The organism is Rhodococcus sp. WWJCD1, assembly GCF_002258735.1.
In the GTDB taxonomy this organism is placed as follows: domain Bacteria; phylum Actinomycetota; class Actinomycetes; order Mycobacteriales; family Mycobacteriaceae; genus Rhodococcoides.
Genome location: NZ_NOXY01000009.1, coordinates 146283 through 164592, shown reverse-complemented (window position 1 = coordinate 164592; position 18310 = coordinate 146283). Strand labels below are relative to the sequence as shown.

Genomic DNA, 18310 nt, shown 5'->3' with positions numbered 1-18310 from the left:
ACGAGAACCTCGAGCGTCTGTGTGTGCGCCAGTGCCCCGCTCCCGCCTCTTCGCAGACACAGTGCAGGACTGTTCCCCCTGGTCTTTGCCGGACTCTACCCCGATCCGAGAGCCGAAACAGGCACTCTGCGACTGTATATCCTGCTTTTCGGGGCGCAACCGAGCCGCAACACCAGCGCTACCGATTCGATGTCGGTGATGTCGAGGAGTGTGCGAAACCTCGAGTTCAACTCCTGCAACGCTTCTCCGCGGTGCATCGACAGCTGCTGATGTTCTTCCGGGGTGCGTGCGTACAGGAACACGGGGGAAACCGGCTGTACGGCCAGACCGTGCAAATGCGCAGTTACCCAAACGTTCTCCGTTGCATATCCTCCCCGAATGTAATGGTCTGCGGTCGATCCGGGTACGACGATCACCACGAGCGCCGAGCTCGACAGCACCCGATCACGCATGTCGGAACCCAACGCCGCGCCGGCGTCCCAGGCATCGACGAGCGCCATGACGTCCGGCCGCTTGACGATCTCGAGCTTGGACAGATCCGCGTCGTCGATCCCCAGGCTCGTTACCTCGATGCCTCGGTCCGGATCGGGATCTCCCGGCCATCTCAACTCGGAGAACATCTCTCGGTGCAGATGTGGTGTGAGATACCGAATACGGTCGGCGTCGGCGAGGATGTCCGCAGCCGCAGAAATGGATTCGCGTGCCGTCAGCAGCACGGCTCGCCCACCTTCCGTCGCGGCCGCAGCAACGACGTCTGCTGCAACGCTCGCGTCGAGAGGCTCGGCGGTGCCCAACTCCCGATCGGTGCATCGTCCGACAACGCCGTCGAGGAGGCGTCGATCGGTGATCGGTTCGGAGTCACGGTCACTCAACGAGATTTCGACTCCGTGGTCGGTGATGAGCTCACCGTCGAATCTGCCCTGAGCGGCGGCGGCCACGCGAGCGTTGAAGGCCGCGGCACCCACTGCTACACAGCTGCCGCGGAAAGCGATGTCGAGTGTCGAGGTGCGGGATCGGTCGATGCCTATCGTCACCGTGCGTCCGTCGGTCGACAGCGTCCACGGCTGACTGTTGCCGCCGGACGGTGCGCGTCGGGCAGCATCGAGAACGGCTTCGTCGGGATCGACGGAGCTCGTCGGCGAACCGTCTGCACCATCGGTCGGGGACAGTTCCTCCGTCCGAGTCGGATGCGGAGAGGCGAGCGCATCGAGATGCGTGTCGAGGTCGATCCGGATTCGTCCGGACGGGAGGTGGGCTCCGGTGCCGAAGCGTCGAACAGCGGCCGCGACGGTGGCACCACCGAGCTGGACGTCGCCGCCCAGCTGTGGCCACGTCTCGATCGTCTCGCTCACCTCCACCATCGAGGCGGCCATGCGCGCCGAGAGGAGCGCGGCGTCCAGCTGGTCGAGCACGATCGGGATCTTGTCCCGGGTGCCCAGGCCTCGCAGGCGCGTCGAGTCGATCTCTCCGAGTACGCCGTGGAACACCGGGCGCTCGGGTTCGAGGTCGAAGCGTTCGACGTCGAGCAACCCACGGTCGGATGTCTCCATCAACACCGGGATACGGCGCGATCTGGCTGCTTCGCGGGCGAGGACCTTGACGTCGAGTGAGTCGCATTCCTCGACGAGAAGGTCCAGTCCGTCGAAGAACCCGTCGATGGTGTCCTCCGTGATTCCGTCCTCGACTATTTCTATCCGCAGATACGGATCGATCTCCGCAATGCGTCTAGCCGCGACGACCGCTTTGTTGATACCGAGATCGAGGATGGATGCCGGAATTCTGTTGAGATTGGAGAGCTCGATGGCGTCGAAGTCTGCAAGGCGCAGCGTTCCGCAGATTCCTTCGAGTGCCAACGTGTGGGCAATGGCGTGCCCGACGCTGAGGCCGATAATTCCGATGGTGAGATCTCCCAATGAATTCTGTTCGGAACGGGTTATCTTGTTCCGGTTTCTGTCGAGTCTCAGGTGTCGAAATGCCGTGGGTCCGAGAACCGCGACCACCGTTTTTCTCCACGGGAAGTACACCCACCGGTCGTTCTCTTCGAGAAGGCTCTGCTCAGGGCTGGGAAGGAGAGTGCGCAAGCCGTTTCTCTGCGTCTCGCGCTCATCGAGAAATGTCAGGCTCGTATCCTGTTCGAGTTCCGCCAGGGCGGCGCGCTGTGCAGCATCCGTCTTGTCGAATATCACAGGCTGCCATACCTCGCTCATGATGCCACTGCTTCCGGGAGTCCGATGGACGGTCGACGGTGGGCGAGCAAGGTGACTGTGTTGCGACGCATCCGCCGCCAGGTGGACAGTTCGGCGTCGAACGCGAGAGTTCGCCTGTCCCACCAGAACACCTCTGTTCGGTATCGCTCGTCGGGATAGGGGATGGGTTCGATCTGGGTGGCGATGATCGCGCCGGTGTCGAGCCATGCGCTGCGGACATGGGAGGCGGCGGTGGCCAGTGCGTACCGCGCGCCGAGCATCGCGGTGCTGTACGCGGGCGATTCCGCGATCACTGCCGTGATGGCGCGGCCGCGGTGTGCGTCCTGCGCGACCCATGCCGACTTCAGTTCGACCACCCCGTGCGCGATGCGCTCGGCGAGCATGGCGTGAACGCGGCGGCGCCCGTTGGGATGTCCCGCGAATTCGACGAGTGCGTGTGATTGATCCACCGAGGAATACGGCCCTTGCACGCGCACCCCGCCGACCATCACCTCGGCGTGATCGAGTGCTGCGAAGAACAGGGTGGTGGTGTCACCGTCTCGAATGGTCGACATTTCGAGCGCAGAAGCAACACCATGTCTCATATAACTTTTTTCTGCGCCGTCGAGGAATTGTTCCCACAGCACCGGATTGTTTCCGGGTGTTGCGGCGACAATGCGGCATCGAGATCGATCGTCCTGGTACGACGGAACGTCGAATGGAATTCTCATTTCACTCTTCCTGATAGGAGTTGCCCGAGTGTGAAAGTTGGTGCCGCTCGATTGTCCGGATTTTCTTTTGCCTAGCTACTCGCCCTGACCGGGGCTCGGGTGTGTCGCCGGAGGCAGTAGTGGACCAGTAGCCTGCAGAGGTGCTGCTCTCCGACCGTGACATCCGTGCCGAAGTGACCCTTGGCAACCTGGCCATCGAGCCGTTCGACCCGTCGATGGTTCAGCCGTCGAGCGTCGATGTACGGCTCGACAAGCTGTTTCGTGTGTTCAACAACACGCGCTACACGCACATCGATCCGGCGTTGCAGCAGGACGAGTTGACGACGCTGGTCGAGCCCGAGGCCGGCGAACCCTTCGTTCTGCACCCGGGCGAGTTCGTGCTCGGCTCCACCTTGGAGCTGACGACGCTGCCGGATTATCTGGCCGGTCGACTCGAAGGAAAGAGCTCACTCGGACGGCTCGGTCTGCTCACTCATTCGACGGCAGGGTTCATCGACCCGGGCTTCAGCGGTCACATCACATTGGAGTTGTCCAACGTCGCCAATCTTCCGATCACATTGTGGCCGGGAATGAAGATCGGGCAGCTGTGCCTCTTCCGGCTGTCGTCGCCCGCCGAGAACCCCTACGGCAGCGCCGCCGTCGGGTCGAAGTACCAGGGCCAGCGCGGTCCCACCCCGTCCAAGGCGTACCTGAACTTCAATCAGTCGAGCGTCGACTGACCCCCGAGTTTGTTTTCGGCCTTCGAAACATGACGAATGGCCGGTTGTAGCGGTACTCTGGTGACCTAACGTGGGTTGGGGCCTACCAGAACGAGGTTTCTTGTGTCCGCGGTTGTCGGTGCGTCTGTACTCGGTGCGTCACTGGGATCGAGCGGTGTTCGCAGCGTGATCAGCAACAACACTCGCCCCGGTTCCGTCATGGAAGTACACGAACCAGTGGCGTCAGGGCCGGCGCCCAACGGTCTTGCACCCGATCCCTGGGATGCCGTCATCACCTCGGTGCACAATCTGGCAGCCGAGCATGCGTCCGCTGACTTCTACCCGGTTCTCGCGCTTCGCGAAAGCGACCCCAGAACGGCCTTCGACCAGGATTTCTCCGACGACGTTGTGCTCGTCTCTGAGCTCGGTGCCCAGCTGGGTGCGCTCCGGGAAACGGGTGTACTGGCCGGGGAGAGCTGCGTCGCGCTGTTCGACGTCGGTGCGTCCGGCACGTCGGTGTCCGTGGTGGATGTCCACAGCGGCCGGGTACTCGCCGCGTCTCGCACCGATGAATTGGGTGGTGATGCCTGCGATCGTGTCCTGTGCGATCACCTCATCGCCACGTTCGGGGCAGCGGAGGCACTGACGGTCGAGGCCCGGCGACGGCTCGTCCACGACGTCCGAGTCGGTAAACACCAACTTTCGCTCCTGCGCAGCGTCTCGGTTCTCGGACCTTTCGTCGGCGGTCGCGCGACATTGTGGCGCGGCACTCTCGACGAGCTCATCGGCGACTCGGTGCACCGAGCCGTCTCGATGGCAGTCGATGTGCTCGACGCCGTCGGTGCGCGGGGCATCCGCGTCGACGCCGTCGTCGCGGTGGGTGGCGGTGCCAACATGCAGATCGTTCGACAGGTCTTGTTCGACGCGGTCTCGATGCCGGTGTTCGTTCCCGAAGAACCGGAACTGTTGGCGGCCCGCGGTGCTGCAGGGATTGCTCGGACGGTAGGCGTGCGGCCTGCGCCGACGACGCACGACGCGATCACCGAGCAATTCGCGGCCGTCGGTGGCGATTCCGCCGATCGTGAGGTGGCCGCAGTTGTCCCGGTGGGTGCGGTGGTCTCCAAACGCCCGCGGCACAGCGACACCTCCTCCAAGCGGATGACCAGAGCCAACAAGTCGCGGCATCTCGGACGCGCAGTCGCCGCACTGGTTGCGGTCTGTGCGGCCGGGACCGTCGTCGCCGCAGCAGCGCGGACCAATACCGACGATCCGGCACCGTCCGTCGGCAGCTCGCAGGATTCATCGCAGACGGTCCGCTCCCAGTCCGTGGAGCCTGCATCGGCCGGTTCCCCTGCAGATCCGGATCGGTCATCGGTGCCGCTCGCGACCACGACGACGTCGACATCCCCGTCCGGGGACGCCTCCTCCCCGGCACCCACGACATCCTCGTCGGACGCATCCACGACCTCCGATGCGGCACGAGCAACCGCGCCGCGGCGAACAACGGCCTCAACCGGTGCGACTCCCGATGACGACGGGTCGACGGCTCCCGTCAGGCCCACGTCGGAGCAGTCGACGGCGGCTCCGACGACGACGGCTTCACCGCCCACGACCACACAGGCTCCGGCGACCACCAGCACGCGCCCGACGACCACCACCGCTCGTCCGACGACCACCACCCGCACGACTCGGACGTTCGATTTCCCGTTCCCGAAACTGGACATGCCGCGAGGCTGACGGGTCTGCGCTTTCCGCCGCCGTCGGACCCGGTACTCGAGGCAGGATGGTCGTATGGAGTCGATTCAGACCGAGCGCGAAGACAAGTTCGACGTCGACGCACATTTCGAGTTGCCCACTCTCGCTTCGCTGGTGCCCACCGATGGGGTCCTGGCGACGAGTGAGACCGATCTGATCAGCGAGTACTTCGACACTGCCGGGCACGATCTGTTGCGACGGGGAATCACGCTGCGGCGGCGCACCGGAGATTCGGACAACGGCTGGCATGCGAAGGTTCCAGCCGAGAAGGCGCGAACGGAGATTCGACTTCCTCTCGGCAGCGGTGCCGACGACGTGGTGCCCGGCGAGTTGGCCGACGTTCTTCGCGGCGCCGTGATGGGCGGGCAGTTGTCCGCGGTCGCGACCTTGACGACGCGTCGGACGGTGCATTCGGTGTCCGACGCCGACGGATCGGTGGTTGCGGAGATCGCCGACGACGAGGTGTCGGTGGTCTTGATCGGCGGCGCGACGGGGCCGCGGTGGCGGGAGGTCGAGGTCGAACTCGGCCCGGCCGGCTCCGAGTCGTTTCTGAAGAAGGCCGGAAAGCTGCTGCGCGGTGCGGGTGCTCGCCCGTCGGCGCATCCGTCGAAGTTGGATCGGGCGCTGTCCGTGGTGCGCGAGGTGCCGGCCGACTCCGGAGTTCGGCTGCTGACGGACTACCTCGACGAGCAGGTGCAGGCAATCGTCGCGGGTGATGTGTATCTGCGTCGCGGGTTGGACCCGATCCATTCCACCCGGGTGGCAATCAGACGGTATCGCAGCACTCTTCGGGTGTTCGGGAGTGCGTTCGAGGACGAGGCCGCAGCTCATCTGGAGGCCGAACTATCTTGGTACGCAAGTCTTCTGGGTGAGGTACGAGACCGTCAGGTGCAGCGCGCCCGGTTCGCTGCGGCGCTGCGAGAACTCCCGTCCGAATGGGTGCTGGGGCCGGTGGCCTCGCGTATCGAGAACGATCTGTTGGCAGAGCAGATTCGGCATCGTGAAGCGGCGATGGCCGAACTCGACGGCGACCGCTATCGCGCGCTGCTGACGCAGTTGTCGGCATGGTCGCGCGGGCTGCCGATCGACGGAGAGGTCAGCGATCGCCTGCTGGTCAAGCTTGCACGCAAGGCCGGGAAGAAGGCGATCGATCGTACGAAGAGTGCGGTGCTCGGTACCGACGACGAGGCGTTGCACCGCGCTCGCAAGGCGTCGAAGCGAGCTCGGTATGCGGCCGAGTTGGTCGCGCCGGTGGTGGACAAGAAGGTCTCGAAAGCAAACATCAAGCGTTTCAAGATGATTCAGGAAGTGCTCGGCGAGCATCAGGATGCGGTGATCGCGGCGGGCATTCTGCGGACGCTGGGTGCACGAGCCGGGACGACGGCAGGGGAGAACGGTTTCACGTTCGGTCTGCTCTTCGAGCGCGAGCGCCGCGCAGCAGAAGCGGCCCGAGACGAGGCGAGCAAGCTGGAGTTCTGATCGCCGCGTAAAACAATTGAATTCCCCGTTTTGCGTTCCGAAGGGTACTCTGAGTCGGAATTGGATTCGGGGGAGTCGACGATCATGTCCATAGCGCTCGGCGTACACGTCGGTGTCGAAGAAGTGTCGGCTGTCCTGGTCGAGGCCGATCTGCCCGAACTCGGGCCTGTTTCCACCCGCACTGTTTCTGTTGCCGCAGCTCCCGGCGGTGTCGGTGACGCCGTCACCACGATGCTCGGAATCATGAGGGTGCAGGCAGCCCAGAACGATCTGCACATCGTCGGTTCCGCGGTGGTCTGCGACAGCATCGCGCTCTGCGGAATCGTTCGCGCCGCCTTGGTCGCTCATGCTGTTCGCGACGTCGGGGTGGTGGATGCCGGAGATCCGCGGTTGGACGTCGAGGTTCCGTTCGCAGTCGCAGCCGCACTCTTCGGTACCGCGACCGGCCCTGCATCGTGGCGGAGCGAGCTGTCGCCTGACGAGCTCGACGCGGGCGAGGACGTCGGGGGTCCTTCCGGTGGTGATCGGACGGGCACCCCACGCAGTGCTCGGCTGACGATGATCGGCTTGGGTATCGCAATACTGGCCGCGCTCAGCGGTGCGACGGTCTGGGCACTGGCGGCGACCGGCCCGGAACAGAGTCCCGCGGTCGGTACAACAGACGCCGTTGTCGTCGCCGAGACGCCGTCGTCGGCGACAGTGGTGGCCGGTACCACGGGCGCACCTCTCGGTTCGTCGACACTTCCTTCCGTAGATGCGCAGGGCGTCGAGGCACCCCCGTTCGGGCCGGTGCCGGTCGGCGTGTGGAGCGAACCACCACCGGCGGCCCTCGTTCCGACTCCGGTAGCCGACGCGGCGTCGGGCACCGGCGGTTCGGGCGGCGGCGGACAGCCCGACCGAGCGATCGTCGGTGGAGGCGGCAACTCGTCCGACGCCCCCGACGGTGACGAGTCGGGCGGCGGGCGAACTCCGACCAAGGATCCGAAGCCACAGCCCGAGCCGGAACCGGAGCCCGAGCCCGAGGTTCCGGACACGGATCCGCCCACGACCACCGTGGAGGTTCCGGTGACAACCGAGCCCACGTCCACCCCGGAGGAGCCTTCCGCGGAACCGACGGTGGAACAGGTCGAGTGATCCGAAACGTGCTGTTCCCTTGTGAGCGAGCGGGTTTGATACTCGGACAAGTCCTTCTTATGACGGGTGTGTGAATTCCACTTCGACACCTGAACTTCTGCTCGAGCCTCGCTACCATCGGGTGATCGACCAGTAGACGGTGAGTATCCGATGACCGACAATGCCGCAGCAGAAGTGGTGACCCGCACGACGATCGACAGGGCAGTGGGTGTTCTCATCGCGCTGCGTGGCTGTAGTCCCGAGGATGCGTTCGCGGAGTTGGCGGCGCACAGCTTTCGTTTCGATGTGTCTCTGGTGCAGTCGGCCCGTTCCATCGTGGCCGCCGCCCGCGGTATGGACTCGGCCAACGGTGTCGCCTGCGCGGCCATGACGTCGGCGCAGGAAGACTGGGGACCGTTGTTGGCCGACCGCCGTGATCCCTTCGATCATGTCGCCTGACGCTGTCGAATTTCGCCCGGAGGCGCGAAAAATCGGACTAAACAAACCGAAAGTTCACATAGTTCGCTGATTTACTGTCCCGGGGGCGGTTCGAGGGCTACTATCGGCTGGTCGGAGTAGCTATTCGAGTCGAGGGAACATGAGAACAGTCCTTGGTGTCTCGGTGGGTTCTGCCACCGCCCGAGGGGTCGCCGTCGATGCGTTCGACGAATCCGTACGGTCGGCCCACATCGTGCACTCGTTCGATCCCGGCGACCATCTCCAGGTCGCCCTCGATCTGGTCGAGTCGATGTCGCGCGATCAGATGGTCGAGCGAGCAGACATCGTCTTGGCCGTCCCCGACGATCCCGGTGCCCGTGGCCGGACATCGGCGTACTCCACGTACGAGGCAGATCGTCTGCTGGTCGCGTCGGAACTCGGTGCTCAGCTGCGGTATCTGCGAGGTACGGGTCAGCTCGAGGGCGCACGTACCGTCGCGATCTGCGACATCGGGGCGTCCGGCACCACGGTGTCCATCGCAGACCCGGTCACCGGCACGGTGTTCAGGTCGGTGCGCACCACGTTGTTCGGTGGCATCGGGTGTGACGAGCAGATTTCGCGCTACCTGCTCTCGACGTACGGCGCAGACGAGTTGGCAACCGATCGCGCGCGCGCGGACTTGCTGGTCGCGATTCGTACGGCGCGGGAGCAACTGTCGAGGTTGCGGGTGGCAGAGGTTGTCGGACCGTTTGTGGGTGGACCGGTCCGATTGTGGCGCAACACCTTCGACGATGTACTCGAGCGCAGCATCGGTTCGCTCGAGGACTGGGTGGCCAGTGTCATCGTCGATGCGCCCTGTGCCGTGAATGCGTTGGTGATGGTCGGCGGCTGCGCCAACCTGCCGTCGCTTCGCCGGCTGTTTCGCCGCGATCTGATGTTGCCGGTCATCGCGCCCGCAAATCCCGAGTCACTCACTGCTCACGGCGCTGCGCTGATGGCCGTCGATGTCGTTGCGTCGCGTCAGCACCATCCGCGTGGGGCGATGAGCCGAGCCGGTGGGTTGTCTCAGCAGGGTGCCATGGTGGGCGTGGTGGGCTATCGCGACGCACCGCGACACCGCTCTGCTTGAATGCCCCAGCCTGGCCAACCTGCGCCGTTGTTGGGTAGGTTGCTCGGGTAATGATGAACAGCAGGGGACGAGACGGTGGGACAACAGTGGCAGAGCAGGTAGCGGAGTCCGGCGCGGTAGCAGCCGACGAACAGGCATTCGACCCGGCGGAGCACGCGCGGAGCATGGTCGGTTATCACTACCGCACCGAGGACTACTACGAGGTGGGTCGCGAGAAGATTCGTGAGTACGCCCGCGCGGTCCAGGACTTCCACCCCGCACACTGGGACGGCGATGCCGCGGCCGCGCTGGGACACAGCGCTCTGGTTGCACCTCTGACATTCATGTCCTTGGTCGGCACGCTCGCGCAGAAGAAGCTCCTCGAGTCCATCGCCGAGGGCTACGACCTGAGCCAGATTCTGCAGACCGACCAGGTGCTGGTCTTCCAGAAGCCCATCCTGGCCGGTGATCAGCTGACGTGCGACGTCTCGCTCGACTCGTTCAAGACGGTCATGGGCAGAGACATGATGGTCACCAAGAACGTCGTGTCCAACCAGAAGAACGAACTGGTGCAGACCACCTACACCACCCTGCTCGTCGGACGGTCCGGTGAAATCGACCCGGCCATCGCCGAAGCCGCCCGCAACCTGGTGATGTTCGGCGCATCGATGGACGCAGCAGTCGCCAACGCAAGCGAGCACGACACCCTGTCCACCCCGCAGGAGCACGAGCCGCTCATCGTCGAGGAGTACCGGGGACAGCCGACGCGGACGTTCGACGAGGTGAGCGTCGGCGACGAGTTGCCCACGCGCACTGTGCGATTGACTCGCGGAGATCTGGTGAACTACGCCGGCGTCGCGGGTGATGCGAATCCGATTCACTGGGACGAGAAGTTCGCCAAGATGATCGACCTCGAGAACGTCCTGGCGCACGGCATGCTCACGATGGGCGTCGGCGGTGGATACATCAGCGAGTGGCTCGGCGATCCGGGTGCCGTCAAGGATTACACCGTTCGCTTCACCACCCCGATCCCGGTGGACACACACAAGCCGGCCGAAATCGTCTTCAGCGGCAAGATCAAGTCGAAGGACGAGGCGACTCGAACCGCCGTGGTGTCCATCGGTGCGACATTCGAGGGCAAGCGGATTTTCGGTCACCGCGCTACGGCAACGGTGCAATTGGGCTGAGTTCAGGTCCTGTGCCGCGTATCGGCTCCCCAGTTTTGGATTTCTGACTCCGATCGGCGTCGGTTATTCGAATGTGGGGAGCTGATGTGTTGGTGTGTCGGGTTCAGGGCCCTACGAAGATGCAGAAGGGGTGGCCGGCCGGGTCTGCGTAGATTCGGATCGGCTCCTCCGGATCGTCGTGTAGATCCCGCAATAGTCGCGCGCCCAATTCCATTGCCCGCGAGTGTTCTTCGTCGAGTTCCGCCACGGTGCTCACCATGAAATCGAGGTGCGCCATCTGCGGGTGTTCGCCGTCCGGCCACGTTGCTTCGGGAAGAGCATCGATCTGCTGGAACGCGATGCGCCACGAGCCGTCGGGTGCGTTGATGGCGAGCCAGTCCGGGTCGATCGTTTCGGCGTCGCCGGGGACGTACTCGAATCCCAGGAGTTGCCGATAGAACTCGGCGAGTTCGCGGGCGTCGGTGCAGTCGAGTACCACCTGGCGTACCGAAATGTTCATGATCCGCGCTTCTCCTTTGCGTGGTGTCGCGCCGCACGCGCGCGATTCCCGCATGCGCTGCAACACCATTGCTGATTGGGCCGATCCTGCAGAAACAGTTGACCGCATCGCGGAGCGTCGCACAAGGCCAATCGTGCGCGATCCGGCCCGTTGAGTAGATCGATGACGGCGGACGCCGCACGCGCGCACAGTGATTCGATCGGATCATCGGTTCCCACGACATCTCCGACGCCACCGCCGTCGCCGAGATCGAGCCGTCGGGTCACCGGATGGCGTCGGGCAATCTCATCGATGTGTTCGACGCTTTCCCGCGGAACATCCATGTTCGACGCCACCGCCCGCAGTAGCGACAGCAGGTGATCGCGCGTCACCTTGAACGTGTCGATGTCGGCATCGTCTGGGATGACCTCGGGTACTCGCGCGCCCTGCAGTTCGGCCCAGTCCTGGAGGTCGGCGACCGAGTCGATCAATTCGGCGTAGGCACCGCGCTGCAACTGCACGGTGTTGACCACGTCGAGTGCGAAGTGGTCGCCGAGCCAGTTCCAATCCATAGCCCGACTCTAACGGTTTACGTATCGAAAAGCATCAGATACCGTCGAGGCAATGACGGATATCCGATGGTTACCGTTCCTCGGCGTGGTGCTCCTGGCCTACGCGATACCCGGTCCTGACTTCGCGGTGGTGGCCCGAGCGGCAGCGAGCAGCCGCGCCGCGGGGTGGCGAGCGGGACTCGGCGCACAGACCGGACTGTGCGTGCACATGGTTGCAGCGGTGGTGGGGCTGTCGCTGCTCATCTCTCGATCGCCGACCGCGCTGAACATCATTCAGATCCTCGGAGGTCTGTACCTGGTGTGGCTGGGCATCTCGGCACTGCGGCAGACTTCGTCGGAGGGGAGTGCGACGTCCGACGTGCGGTGGTTTCGTATGGGACTGGTGACGAACTTGCTCAATCCCAAAGCCGTGCTGTTCTTCGTCGCGCTCCTGCCGCAGTTCGTCGATGCCGACGGAGCACTTCCCCTGCAGATCGGTCTACTCGGAATCGTCGATGTGGCAATCGGATTGGCGGTCTGGGCAGTGGTCACCGCCGCTGTGGGCCGCCTGGCCGGCGGTTCGTCGAACTCGACGTCCTGGAACCGAGCGATCGGGGTGTTGTTCATCGGTATCGGAGTCGCACTCGCCATCGAGGCGGTGTGAGAGCGGTTGCGACGCACTCGTTGCCGAGGAGTCTGTGCAGGTACCGTCAGGCGGTGGGTTTTGGTTATTCGAGGCAGAGGGGCTATGTCCTGGCGGCGTTGGCCGTCGCCGGCGCAGGTATCTTGGTCTTCTTCAGAAGCGCTGGCGAGCCGACGTTCCGTGGAGCGTCGTGGACGTACAGCCCAGACGGCAGCATCACTGATTTTGTCGCGTCGGACGACGCTCAGCCGTTCATGCCCGAGCCGGTACCGACCTCGACGACACGAGCGGTGGTTCGCGAATTCAACGGTGAGGAAGGCTGGGGTGTGCTCGACGCGCCCGAACTTCCTGGTGGCTGTTGGGTGTTCTACTCCAGCATCGAGGGATCGGGGTTTCGCATGCTGTACCCGGGTCAGCACGTGACGGTCGAGTACGTGGATTTGGTTGCAGAATACGGACCCGGGGCCGAGCAGGACTGGTACCGATACCGAGCGGAACGGGTGAAGCCGCTCCCTTCATGATCGCCTGCAGCCGTCTGCGGCGCGCTGGCCAGCTGTGAAGACGGCACCGATCGCGATCGAGATGGTCAGGCATTCGATCAGGAAGACCGTGCTCGAATCGCGGAACAGTGGCGACCGAGACATCTGGGCGGCGATCGAGTCGGGATGAACCATGTCGACGCCGGCGCTCGCCGGCGGGTCGACTGTGGCGACTGTCCACACGGTGATCGCAAGCAGCACCGAGGTCGGCAACGGCCACCACGTGCAGCGGAAATTCGATGCATCGGTGTCGTTGTGGCCGAGCCGGTTTCGCGCCTCGGCGGCCGTAGCTGAGGCGCACAGTGTTACGGCGCTGATGATCAGTGAGGGGGCAAGCCAGTGTGGGCCTCTCTCCACGAAGGCAATCGAGTAGCCGACGATGGTCACGCTTCCTGTTTCGCCGGGAAGGGCCGTCGCATCGAACGCTGAGAGAGGTGCGGCGAACTGCCACAGCAGTGAGAGGGCGACGGCCAGGGTCAGTCCGAGAGCTGCGCCGATCCACCGCGACATCACCACGGGCTCAGCGTATCCGTACTCGCAACTCGTTCATCGGCACTTCGGAACCGCGGTTGTCGGTGACGCGTACTCGCACGGGCTCGCCGTGTGAATCGACGACGTCGAGTGGCCCGTCGTCGTCTTGCAGGTATTGGTCGCCCCACTGCATCAATCCGAGTACGACGGGCAGCAGATCCTCGCCCATCCTCGTCAGAACGTACTCGTAACGCGTCCTGCCCTTGTCCGGTCGGTAGGGCTGTTTGACGAAGATTCCGACCTCCACCAGCTCTTTGAGGCGGGCCGCACTGCTGGCGTCGGTGATGCCGACGCGTCGGCTGAAGTCGTCGAAGCGGGTGGTTCCGTAGAAGGCCTCGCGCAGGATGAGCATGGTCGATCGCGTGCCGACCACAGACAAGGCGCGCGCAATGGAGCATCGGTCGCCGGCTGTCCAGGTCTCGAGGTCGGACAGCGGGCCGTCCATGTGGAGGGGCATGTCACGATCCTACTGACTTTACAAAACTAAAGCCAGCTCGTACCGTGGTGTCAGCGATCCGATAGGAACGGATCGATCGGACAAGGAGCCGTCATGAGAGACGCAGTCGTCGTCGAGGCAGTGAGAAGCCCGGTCGGGCGGGGCAAAACGAACGGCACGTTGCATCCCGAGCATCCAGTCGACCTGATGGCCCACAGCCTGCGGGAAGTAGTGCAGCGCAGCGGGATAGACCCGAACCAGATCGACGACGTCATCGGCGGAGTTGTCACTGCGGTAGGGGATCAGGCGTCGAACATGACTCGGCGCGCGGCGCTGGCGGCGGGCTATCCCGAATCGGTGCCCGCAACCACCGTCGACCGGCAATGTGGAAGTAGCCAGCAGGCAATACATTTCGCCGCTCAGGGTGTCATCTCCGGTGCTTACGATCTGGCCGTGGCTACCGGTTCGGAGTCGATGAGCCGCATTCCGATGGGTTCGAACCTGGTCGGAACCGAAGATCCGGCAGGTGTCGGGTTCACCGAGAGGTATCCGGAAGGTCTGGTGCCGCAGGGAATCAGCGCCGAACTGATTGCGGCGAAGTGGGGTATCAGCCGCACCGAGATGGACGAGTTCGCCTTGTCGAGTCATGCGAAGGCTGCCGCAGCCACCGAAGAGGGACGTTTCAAGCGGGAGATCACCGCAATCCGTGGGCTCGACCGCGACGAGGGAATCCGCACCGGATCCACGCTGGAGACCCTAGCCGGACTGCGACCGGCCTACTACAGCGACGCCATGGCGCAGCGGTTCCCGGAAATCGGGTGGAACATCACCGCGGGCAACGCAAGTCAGGTCAACGACGGTAGTGCGGCGGTCATGATCACCACCAGCGAGAAGGCGAGGGAACTCGGCCTCACCCCGATGGCCAGGCTGCACAGCTTCGCGGTGGTCGGCGACGATCCGCTGATGATGCTCACCGCAGTCATCCCGGCGACGAAGAAGGTGCTCGCCAAAGCCGGGCTGACCATGAACGATATCGATCTGTTCGAGGTGAACGAGGCCTTCGCGTCCGTGGTGCTCGCATGGGCCAAGGAGACCGGCGCGGACCTGAACAAGGTCAACGTCAACGGCGGAGCCATCGCCATCGGTCATCCCCTCGGCGGCAGTGGTGCCCGCATCATGACGACTATGGTCCACGCACTCGCCGAGCGCGAGCAGCGATTCGGGTTGCAGGTGATGTGCGAGGCGGGTGGTCTCTCGAACGCAACCATCGTCGAGCGCCTGTAATGCCTACGGCAGTGGTGCGGTTGAGTCCCCTGGAGGGCACATAACCGCACCATTGCGGCGGAGCCGCACTCACTCCCAGCTGGAGACGACTTTGCGTGTCGGTCGTTCGTTGCTGTTGGAGAACAGGTGTGGGCTCTTGCTCTTGATGTATTCGACATCGGCGAACACGGCACGCAGATGCTCGCGCATCGACCGAGCGGCGGCCTCGAAGTCTCGTGCTTCGAGGCCGTCGACTATTGCGGTGTGTTGTTCGATCAGGTCGGGAATGGGCCGAGTGTCACGAAGCCCCAGTCGTCGTGCTCGGTCCAGATGAGCCTTCGCCGATTCGACGGATCGCCATGCGGCGGAATGTCCACCGGCCGCAAGAAGTAACTGGTGGAATTGCTCGTCCAGCTCGAAGAACTGGTCCATGTCGATTCCGGGCTCGGCCTGCGCAGCGAGATTTGCCCGCAACGCGGCCAGATCGTCGTCCGACCGAGACGTGACCGCATCGCTGAGCGACGCGGTTTCTATTGCCTCCCGGACGAATTGGGCATCGGCAACGCGCTCGGTGTCGACGCGTGAGACGAATGTACCGAGTTGCGGAAAGACCTGAACCAGGCCCTCTTCGGCCAGCAGGATCAAGCTCTCACGGACGGGTGTGCGGCTCACGGACATTTGCTCGGCGAGTTCGTTCTCCGACAGCGGGCTACCCGGGGGGAGCGTCAAGGACACGATGCGTAGGCGTAATTCTCTGTACGCCCGCTCTCGTGCGGTGACTTTCCTGCTGCTCTGTGTGCTCACCGGTCAAGACTAACGCGGGGTGCCGGGTGACCCGCAGTGCCGAACCCTTGACGAAGTGCCCTCGGTCACTAGTATGGTAGTACTGATATTCAAGGCACTACGGCGGAGGCTCTACAGCGATGGCAGTGATCAGCGGCAATGACGAGGCGGCCGTTCTGCGCGGTCCACGTGACCTGAGGATCGAGAAGATCGACCGTATGCAGGTCGGCGACGGCCAGGTCAGGGTGGAGGTACACGGCGTGAGCCTGTGTGGCTCGGACCTGCACTACTACGCAGACGGCCGCAACGGCTCCAACTCGCTGACGCAGCCCACCGTATTGGGACACGAGGGATTCGGGGTTATCACCGAGGTCGGCGCGGGCGTGTCTCAGGGCCGAATCGGCCAGCGAGTGGCAATCGAGCCCGCGGTTCCGAACGGCACCTCGTCGCTGAGCCTGAGCGGTCACTACAACGTCTGCCCCAGTGTCGTCTGCTTCGGATCCCCACCGAATCACGGACTGCTGCGGCAATCCGTTGTCCTGACAGCCGAATTCGCGCACCCACTCCCGGATTCGATCGACGATGGCGTCGCTGCGCTGATCGAGCCCTTGGCCGTCGCAGCGTGGGCCGCAGCCAGGGTCGGGTCGGTGTTGGGCAAGCGCATCGCGATCACCGGTGCCGGGCCCATCGGACTGCTGGTTCTGCAGACGGTCATTGCCCTGGGCGCATCGGAGACGACCATCACCGACGTCGCACCCGCGCGGCTCGAGGTCGCGGCAGCGCTCGGTGCCACCACGACGTTGCGCTCGGGCGAAGATGCACTGCCCAGGGGCACCTTCGACATCGCGTTCGACTGCTCGGGCCACCCCGGAGCCATTGCCGATGCAGCACGCTCCCTCGGCCCGGCAGGCATCCTGGCGCTCGTCGGCGTGCCGGGACGCGCGGTCGCCGAATTCCCCATCGGAGCAGTGCAACGCTGGGAGCTCGATATCCGCGGGTGCTTCCGCTATGGCCCTTCGGCATTCGCCGACGCGATCGCACTCGCCGGATCGGCGCGAGTGGACCTCGCCGCGCTCGTCACATCGACGTACCCGTTGGCCGAATCGGCTGCAGCGCTCGAGGCCGCGCTCACCGACCCCACCCAGCTCAAGATCGTCATCGACACCACTTCGCAAGGACCGCAATGAAAATCATCGACGCCACCGTCATCGTGACGGCTCCGGGCCGCAACTACGTCACGCTCAAGATCACCACCGACGAGGGCATCGTCGGGTGGGGTGATGCGACTCTGAACGGACGCGAGCTCGCGGTGGAGTCGTACTTGAAGGACCACATTGCGCCGCTCCTGATCGGACGCGATCCCCACCGGATCGAAGACATCTGGCAGTACCTGTACAAGGGTGCCTACTGGCGGCGTGGTCCGGTGACGATGACAGCCATCGCAGCGGTCGACGTCGCACTGTGGGACATCAAGGGCAAGGCCGCCGATATGCCGGTCTACCAGCTCCTCGGTGGTGCTGCACGAGACGGGATCATGGTCTACGGGCACGCCAGCGGCGGTAGCATCGACGAGATGCTCGACGACGTCCAAGCGCATCTCGACAAGGGCTACAAAGCAATTCGTGCCCAGTCGGCCATTCCCGGCCTGAAGAAGACCTACGGAATTCCGGTCGACGGCTTCTACGAACCCGCATCCGGCGCTGCGCCGCAGGAGGACTCGTGGGATACCGCCCCGTACATGCGGTTCGCACCGCAGATGCTCGGTGCCGTGCGTGAACGTCACGGGTTCGACTTCCACCTGCTCCACGACGTGCATCACCGTCTGAGCCCGATCGAAGCGGGACGACTCGGGCGAGACCTCGAAGAGATGCGCATGTTCTGGATCGAAGATCCCACCCCCGCCGAGGATCAGAGCGCCTTCGCCGTCATTCGTCAGCACACCACCACCCCGATTGCCGTCGGCGAGATCTTCAACTCGATCTGGGACTGCCAGGATCTGATCACCAACCGGTGGATCGACTACATCCGCACGTCGGTCTCGCACGCCGGCGGTATCACCCATCTGCGCAGAATCTTCTCGCTGGCCGATCTGTACGGCGTTCGATCGGGATCTCATGGTGCGGGCGATCTTTCGCCGGTTTCCCTCGCTGCCGCGTTGCACGTGGATCTGTCGATTCCCAACTTCGGAGTGCAGGAGTACATGGGGCACGTCGACCCGACGGGCGATGTGTTCCAGACGAGCTACACCTTCACCGACGGCTTCATGCATCCGGGAAACCAGCCGGGTATCGGCGTCGAGGTGAACGAAGAGGCCGCCGCGAAGTACCCGTACAACCCCAAGTATCTGCCCGTCAATCGCCGTCTCGACGGCAGTATGCACGATTGGTGAAG

General features: G+C 64.1%; 19 protein-coding genes. 12 read left to right on the top strand and 7 right to left on the bottom strand.

Translation table 11 applies throughout. The features are described 5' to 3' along the window. Positions 1-95 precede the first annotated feature (95 nt). Both CH286_RS06010 and CH286_RS06005 read right to left on the bottom strand, forming a co-directional pair. Positions 96-2207 carry an Rv1355c family protein gene (locus tag CH286_RS06010; protein ID WP_094608669.1) on the bottom strand — a complete coding sequence of 704 codons (2112 nt, stop codon included), beginning with the start codon at positions 2205-2207 and terminating at the stop codon, positions 96-98. Next, positions 2204-2917 carry a hypothetical protein gene (locus CH286_RS06005; RefSeq protein ID WP_141215807.1) on the bottom strand — a complete coding sequence of 238 codons (714 nt, stop codon included), beginning with the start codon at positions 2915-2917 and terminating at the stop codon, positions 2204-2206. Before CH286_RS06005 ends, CH286_RS06010 begins: the two co-directional genes overlap by 4 nt. Positions 2918-3057: 140 nt before the next feature. Here CH286_RS06005 and dcd point away from each other — a divergent pair, with 140 nt between their 5' ends. The 7 genes from dcd to CH286_RS05970 all read left to right on the top strand — a co-directional run bounded on the left by dcd (position 3058) and on the right by CH286_RS05970 (position 10695). After that, a complete protein-coding gene (gene dcd / locus CH286_RS06000; RefSeq protein WP_032377592.1) occupies positions 3058-3636 on the top strand; it encodes a dCTP deaminase in 579 nt (192 codons plus the stop codon). A 102-nt stretch (positions 3637-3738) separates the two neighbouring features. Further along, a complete protein-coding gene (locus CH286_RS05995) occupies positions 3739-5352 on the top strand; it encodes an Hsp70 family protein (protein ID WP_094608667.1) in 1614 nt (537 codons plus the stop codon). 54 nt (positions 5353-5406) lie between these two features. Continuing rightward, entirely contained in the window at positions 5407-6849 is a 1443-nt protein-coding gene (locus CH286_RS05990; protein WP_094608666.1) for a CYTH and CHAD domain-containing protein, read from the top strand. Between the two features lie 84 nt (positions 6850-6933). Continuing rightward, the gene (locus CH286_RS05985; protein WP_094608665.1) at positions 6934-7983 is read left to right on the top strand and encodes a hypothetical protein; all 1050 of its coding nucleotides are present in this window, start codon (positions 6934-6936) and stop codon (positions 7981-7983) included. Positions 7984-8133: 150 nt separating this feature from the next. Continuing rightward, on the top strand, positions 8134-8421 hold the full coding sequence (locus tag CH286_RS05980; protein ID WP_032405300.1) for an ANTAR domain-containing protein: 288 nt from the start codon (positions 8134-8136) through the stop codon (positions 8419-8421). A 139-nt stretch (positions 8422-8560) separates the two neighbouring features. Then, on the top strand, positions 8561-9529 hold the full coding sequence (locus CH286_RS05975; protein WP_032405301.1) for an Hsp70 family protein: 969 nt from the start codon (positions 8561-8563) through the stop codon (positions 9527-9529). Between the two features lie 50 nt (positions 9530-9579). After that, positions 9580-10695 (top strand): fused (3R)-hydroxyacyl-ACP dehydratase subunits HadA/HadB, encoded by a 1116-nt coding sequence (locus CH286_RS05970; RefSeq protein ID WP_080734214.1) that lies wholly within the window; start codon positions 9580-9582, stop codon positions 10693-10695. A 103-nt stretch (positions 10696-10798) separates the two neighbouring features. On the opposite strand, the gene CH286_RS05965 is transcribed toward CH286_RS05970, so the two are convergent. After that, entirely contained in the window at positions 10799-11194 is a 396-nt protein-coding gene (locus CH286_RS05965) for a VOC family protein (RefSeq protein ID WP_037147250.1), read from the bottom strand. Further along, positions 11191-11745 carry a CGNR zinc finger domain-containing protein gene (locus CH286_RS05960; protein ID WP_052057840.1) on the bottom strand — a complete coding sequence of 185 codons (555 nt, stop codon included), beginning with the start codon at positions 11743-11745 and terminating at the stop codon, positions 11191-11193. The genes CH286_RS05965 and CH286_RS05960 overlap by 4 nt, the downstream gene beginning before the upstream one ends. Before the next feature lie 52 nt (positions 11746-11797). Here CH286_RS05960 and CH286_RS05955 point away from each other — a divergent pair, with 52 nt between their 5' ends. Both CH286_RS05955 and CH286_RS28015 read left to right on the top strand, forming a co-directional pair. Further along, positions 11798-12388 (top strand): LysE family translocator, encoded by a 591-nt coding sequence (locus CH286_RS05955; protein ID WP_094608664.1) that lies wholly within the window; start codon positions 11798-11800, stop codon positions 12386-12388. A 53-nt stretch (positions 12389-12441) separates the two neighbouring features. After that, positions 12442-12888 carry a cold-shock protein gene (locus CH286_RS28015; protein ID WP_217902907.1) on the top strand — a complete coding sequence of 149 codons (447 nt, stop codon included), beginning with the start codon at positions 12442-12444 and terminating at the stop codon, positions 12886-12888. Here CH286_RS28015 and CH286_RS05945 read toward each other — a convergent pair. Both CH286_RS05945 and CH286_RS05940 read right to left on the bottom strand, forming a co-directional pair. Further along, complete coding sequence (locus tag CH286_RS05945; protein WP_094608663.1) at positions 12883-13422, bottom strand: hypothetical protein; 540 nt, start codon at positions 13420-13422, stop codon at positions 12883-12885. The two genes, CH286_RS28015 and CH286_RS05945, sit on opposite strands and share 6 nt — an antisense overlap. Before the next feature lie 4 nt (positions 13423-13426). Beyond that, positions 13427-13894: a winged helix-turn-helix transcriptional regulator gene (locus tag CH286_RS05940; RefSeq protein ID WP_094608662.1), complete on the bottom strand. Its 468-nt coding sequence runs from the start codon at positions 13892-13894 to the stop codon at positions 13427-13429. Positions 13895-13987: 93 nt separating this feature from the next. On the opposite strand from CH286_RS05940, the gene CH286_RS05935 reads away from it, so the two are divergent. After that, a complete protein-coding gene (locus tag CH286_RS05935) occupies positions 13988-15157 on the top strand; it encodes a thiolase family protein (protein WP_094608661.1) in 1170 nt (389 codons plus the stop codon). Positions 15158-15226: 69 nt separating this feature from the next. On the opposite strand, the gene CH286_RS05930 is transcribed toward CH286_RS05935, so the two are convergent. Further along, entirely contained in the window at positions 15227-15940 is a 714-nt protein-coding gene (locus CH286_RS05930; protein WP_032405307.1) for a GntR family transcriptional regulator, read from the bottom strand. A 119-nt stretch (positions 15941-16059) separates the two neighbouring features. On the opposite strand from CH286_RS05930, the gene CH286_RS05925 reads away from it, so the two are divergent. Together CH286_RS05925 and manD are read left to right on the top strand one after the other, a co-directional pair. Continuing rightward, on the top strand, positions 16060-17106 hold the full coding sequence (locus tag CH286_RS05925) for an alcohol dehydrogenase catalytic domain-containing protein (RefSeq protein ID WP_094608660.1): 1047 nt from the start codon (positions 16060-16062) through the stop codon (positions 17104-17106). After that, positions 17103-18308, top strand: a complete 1206-nt coding sequence (manD, locus tag CH286_RS05920) for a D-mannonate dehydratase ManD (RefSeq protein ID WP_032405309.1) — start codon at positions 17103-17105, stop codon at positions 18306-18308. The genes CH286_RS05925 and manD overlap by 4 nt, the downstream gene beginning before the upstream one ends. The last annotated feature ends 2 nt before the right edge of the window (positions 18309-18310 follow it).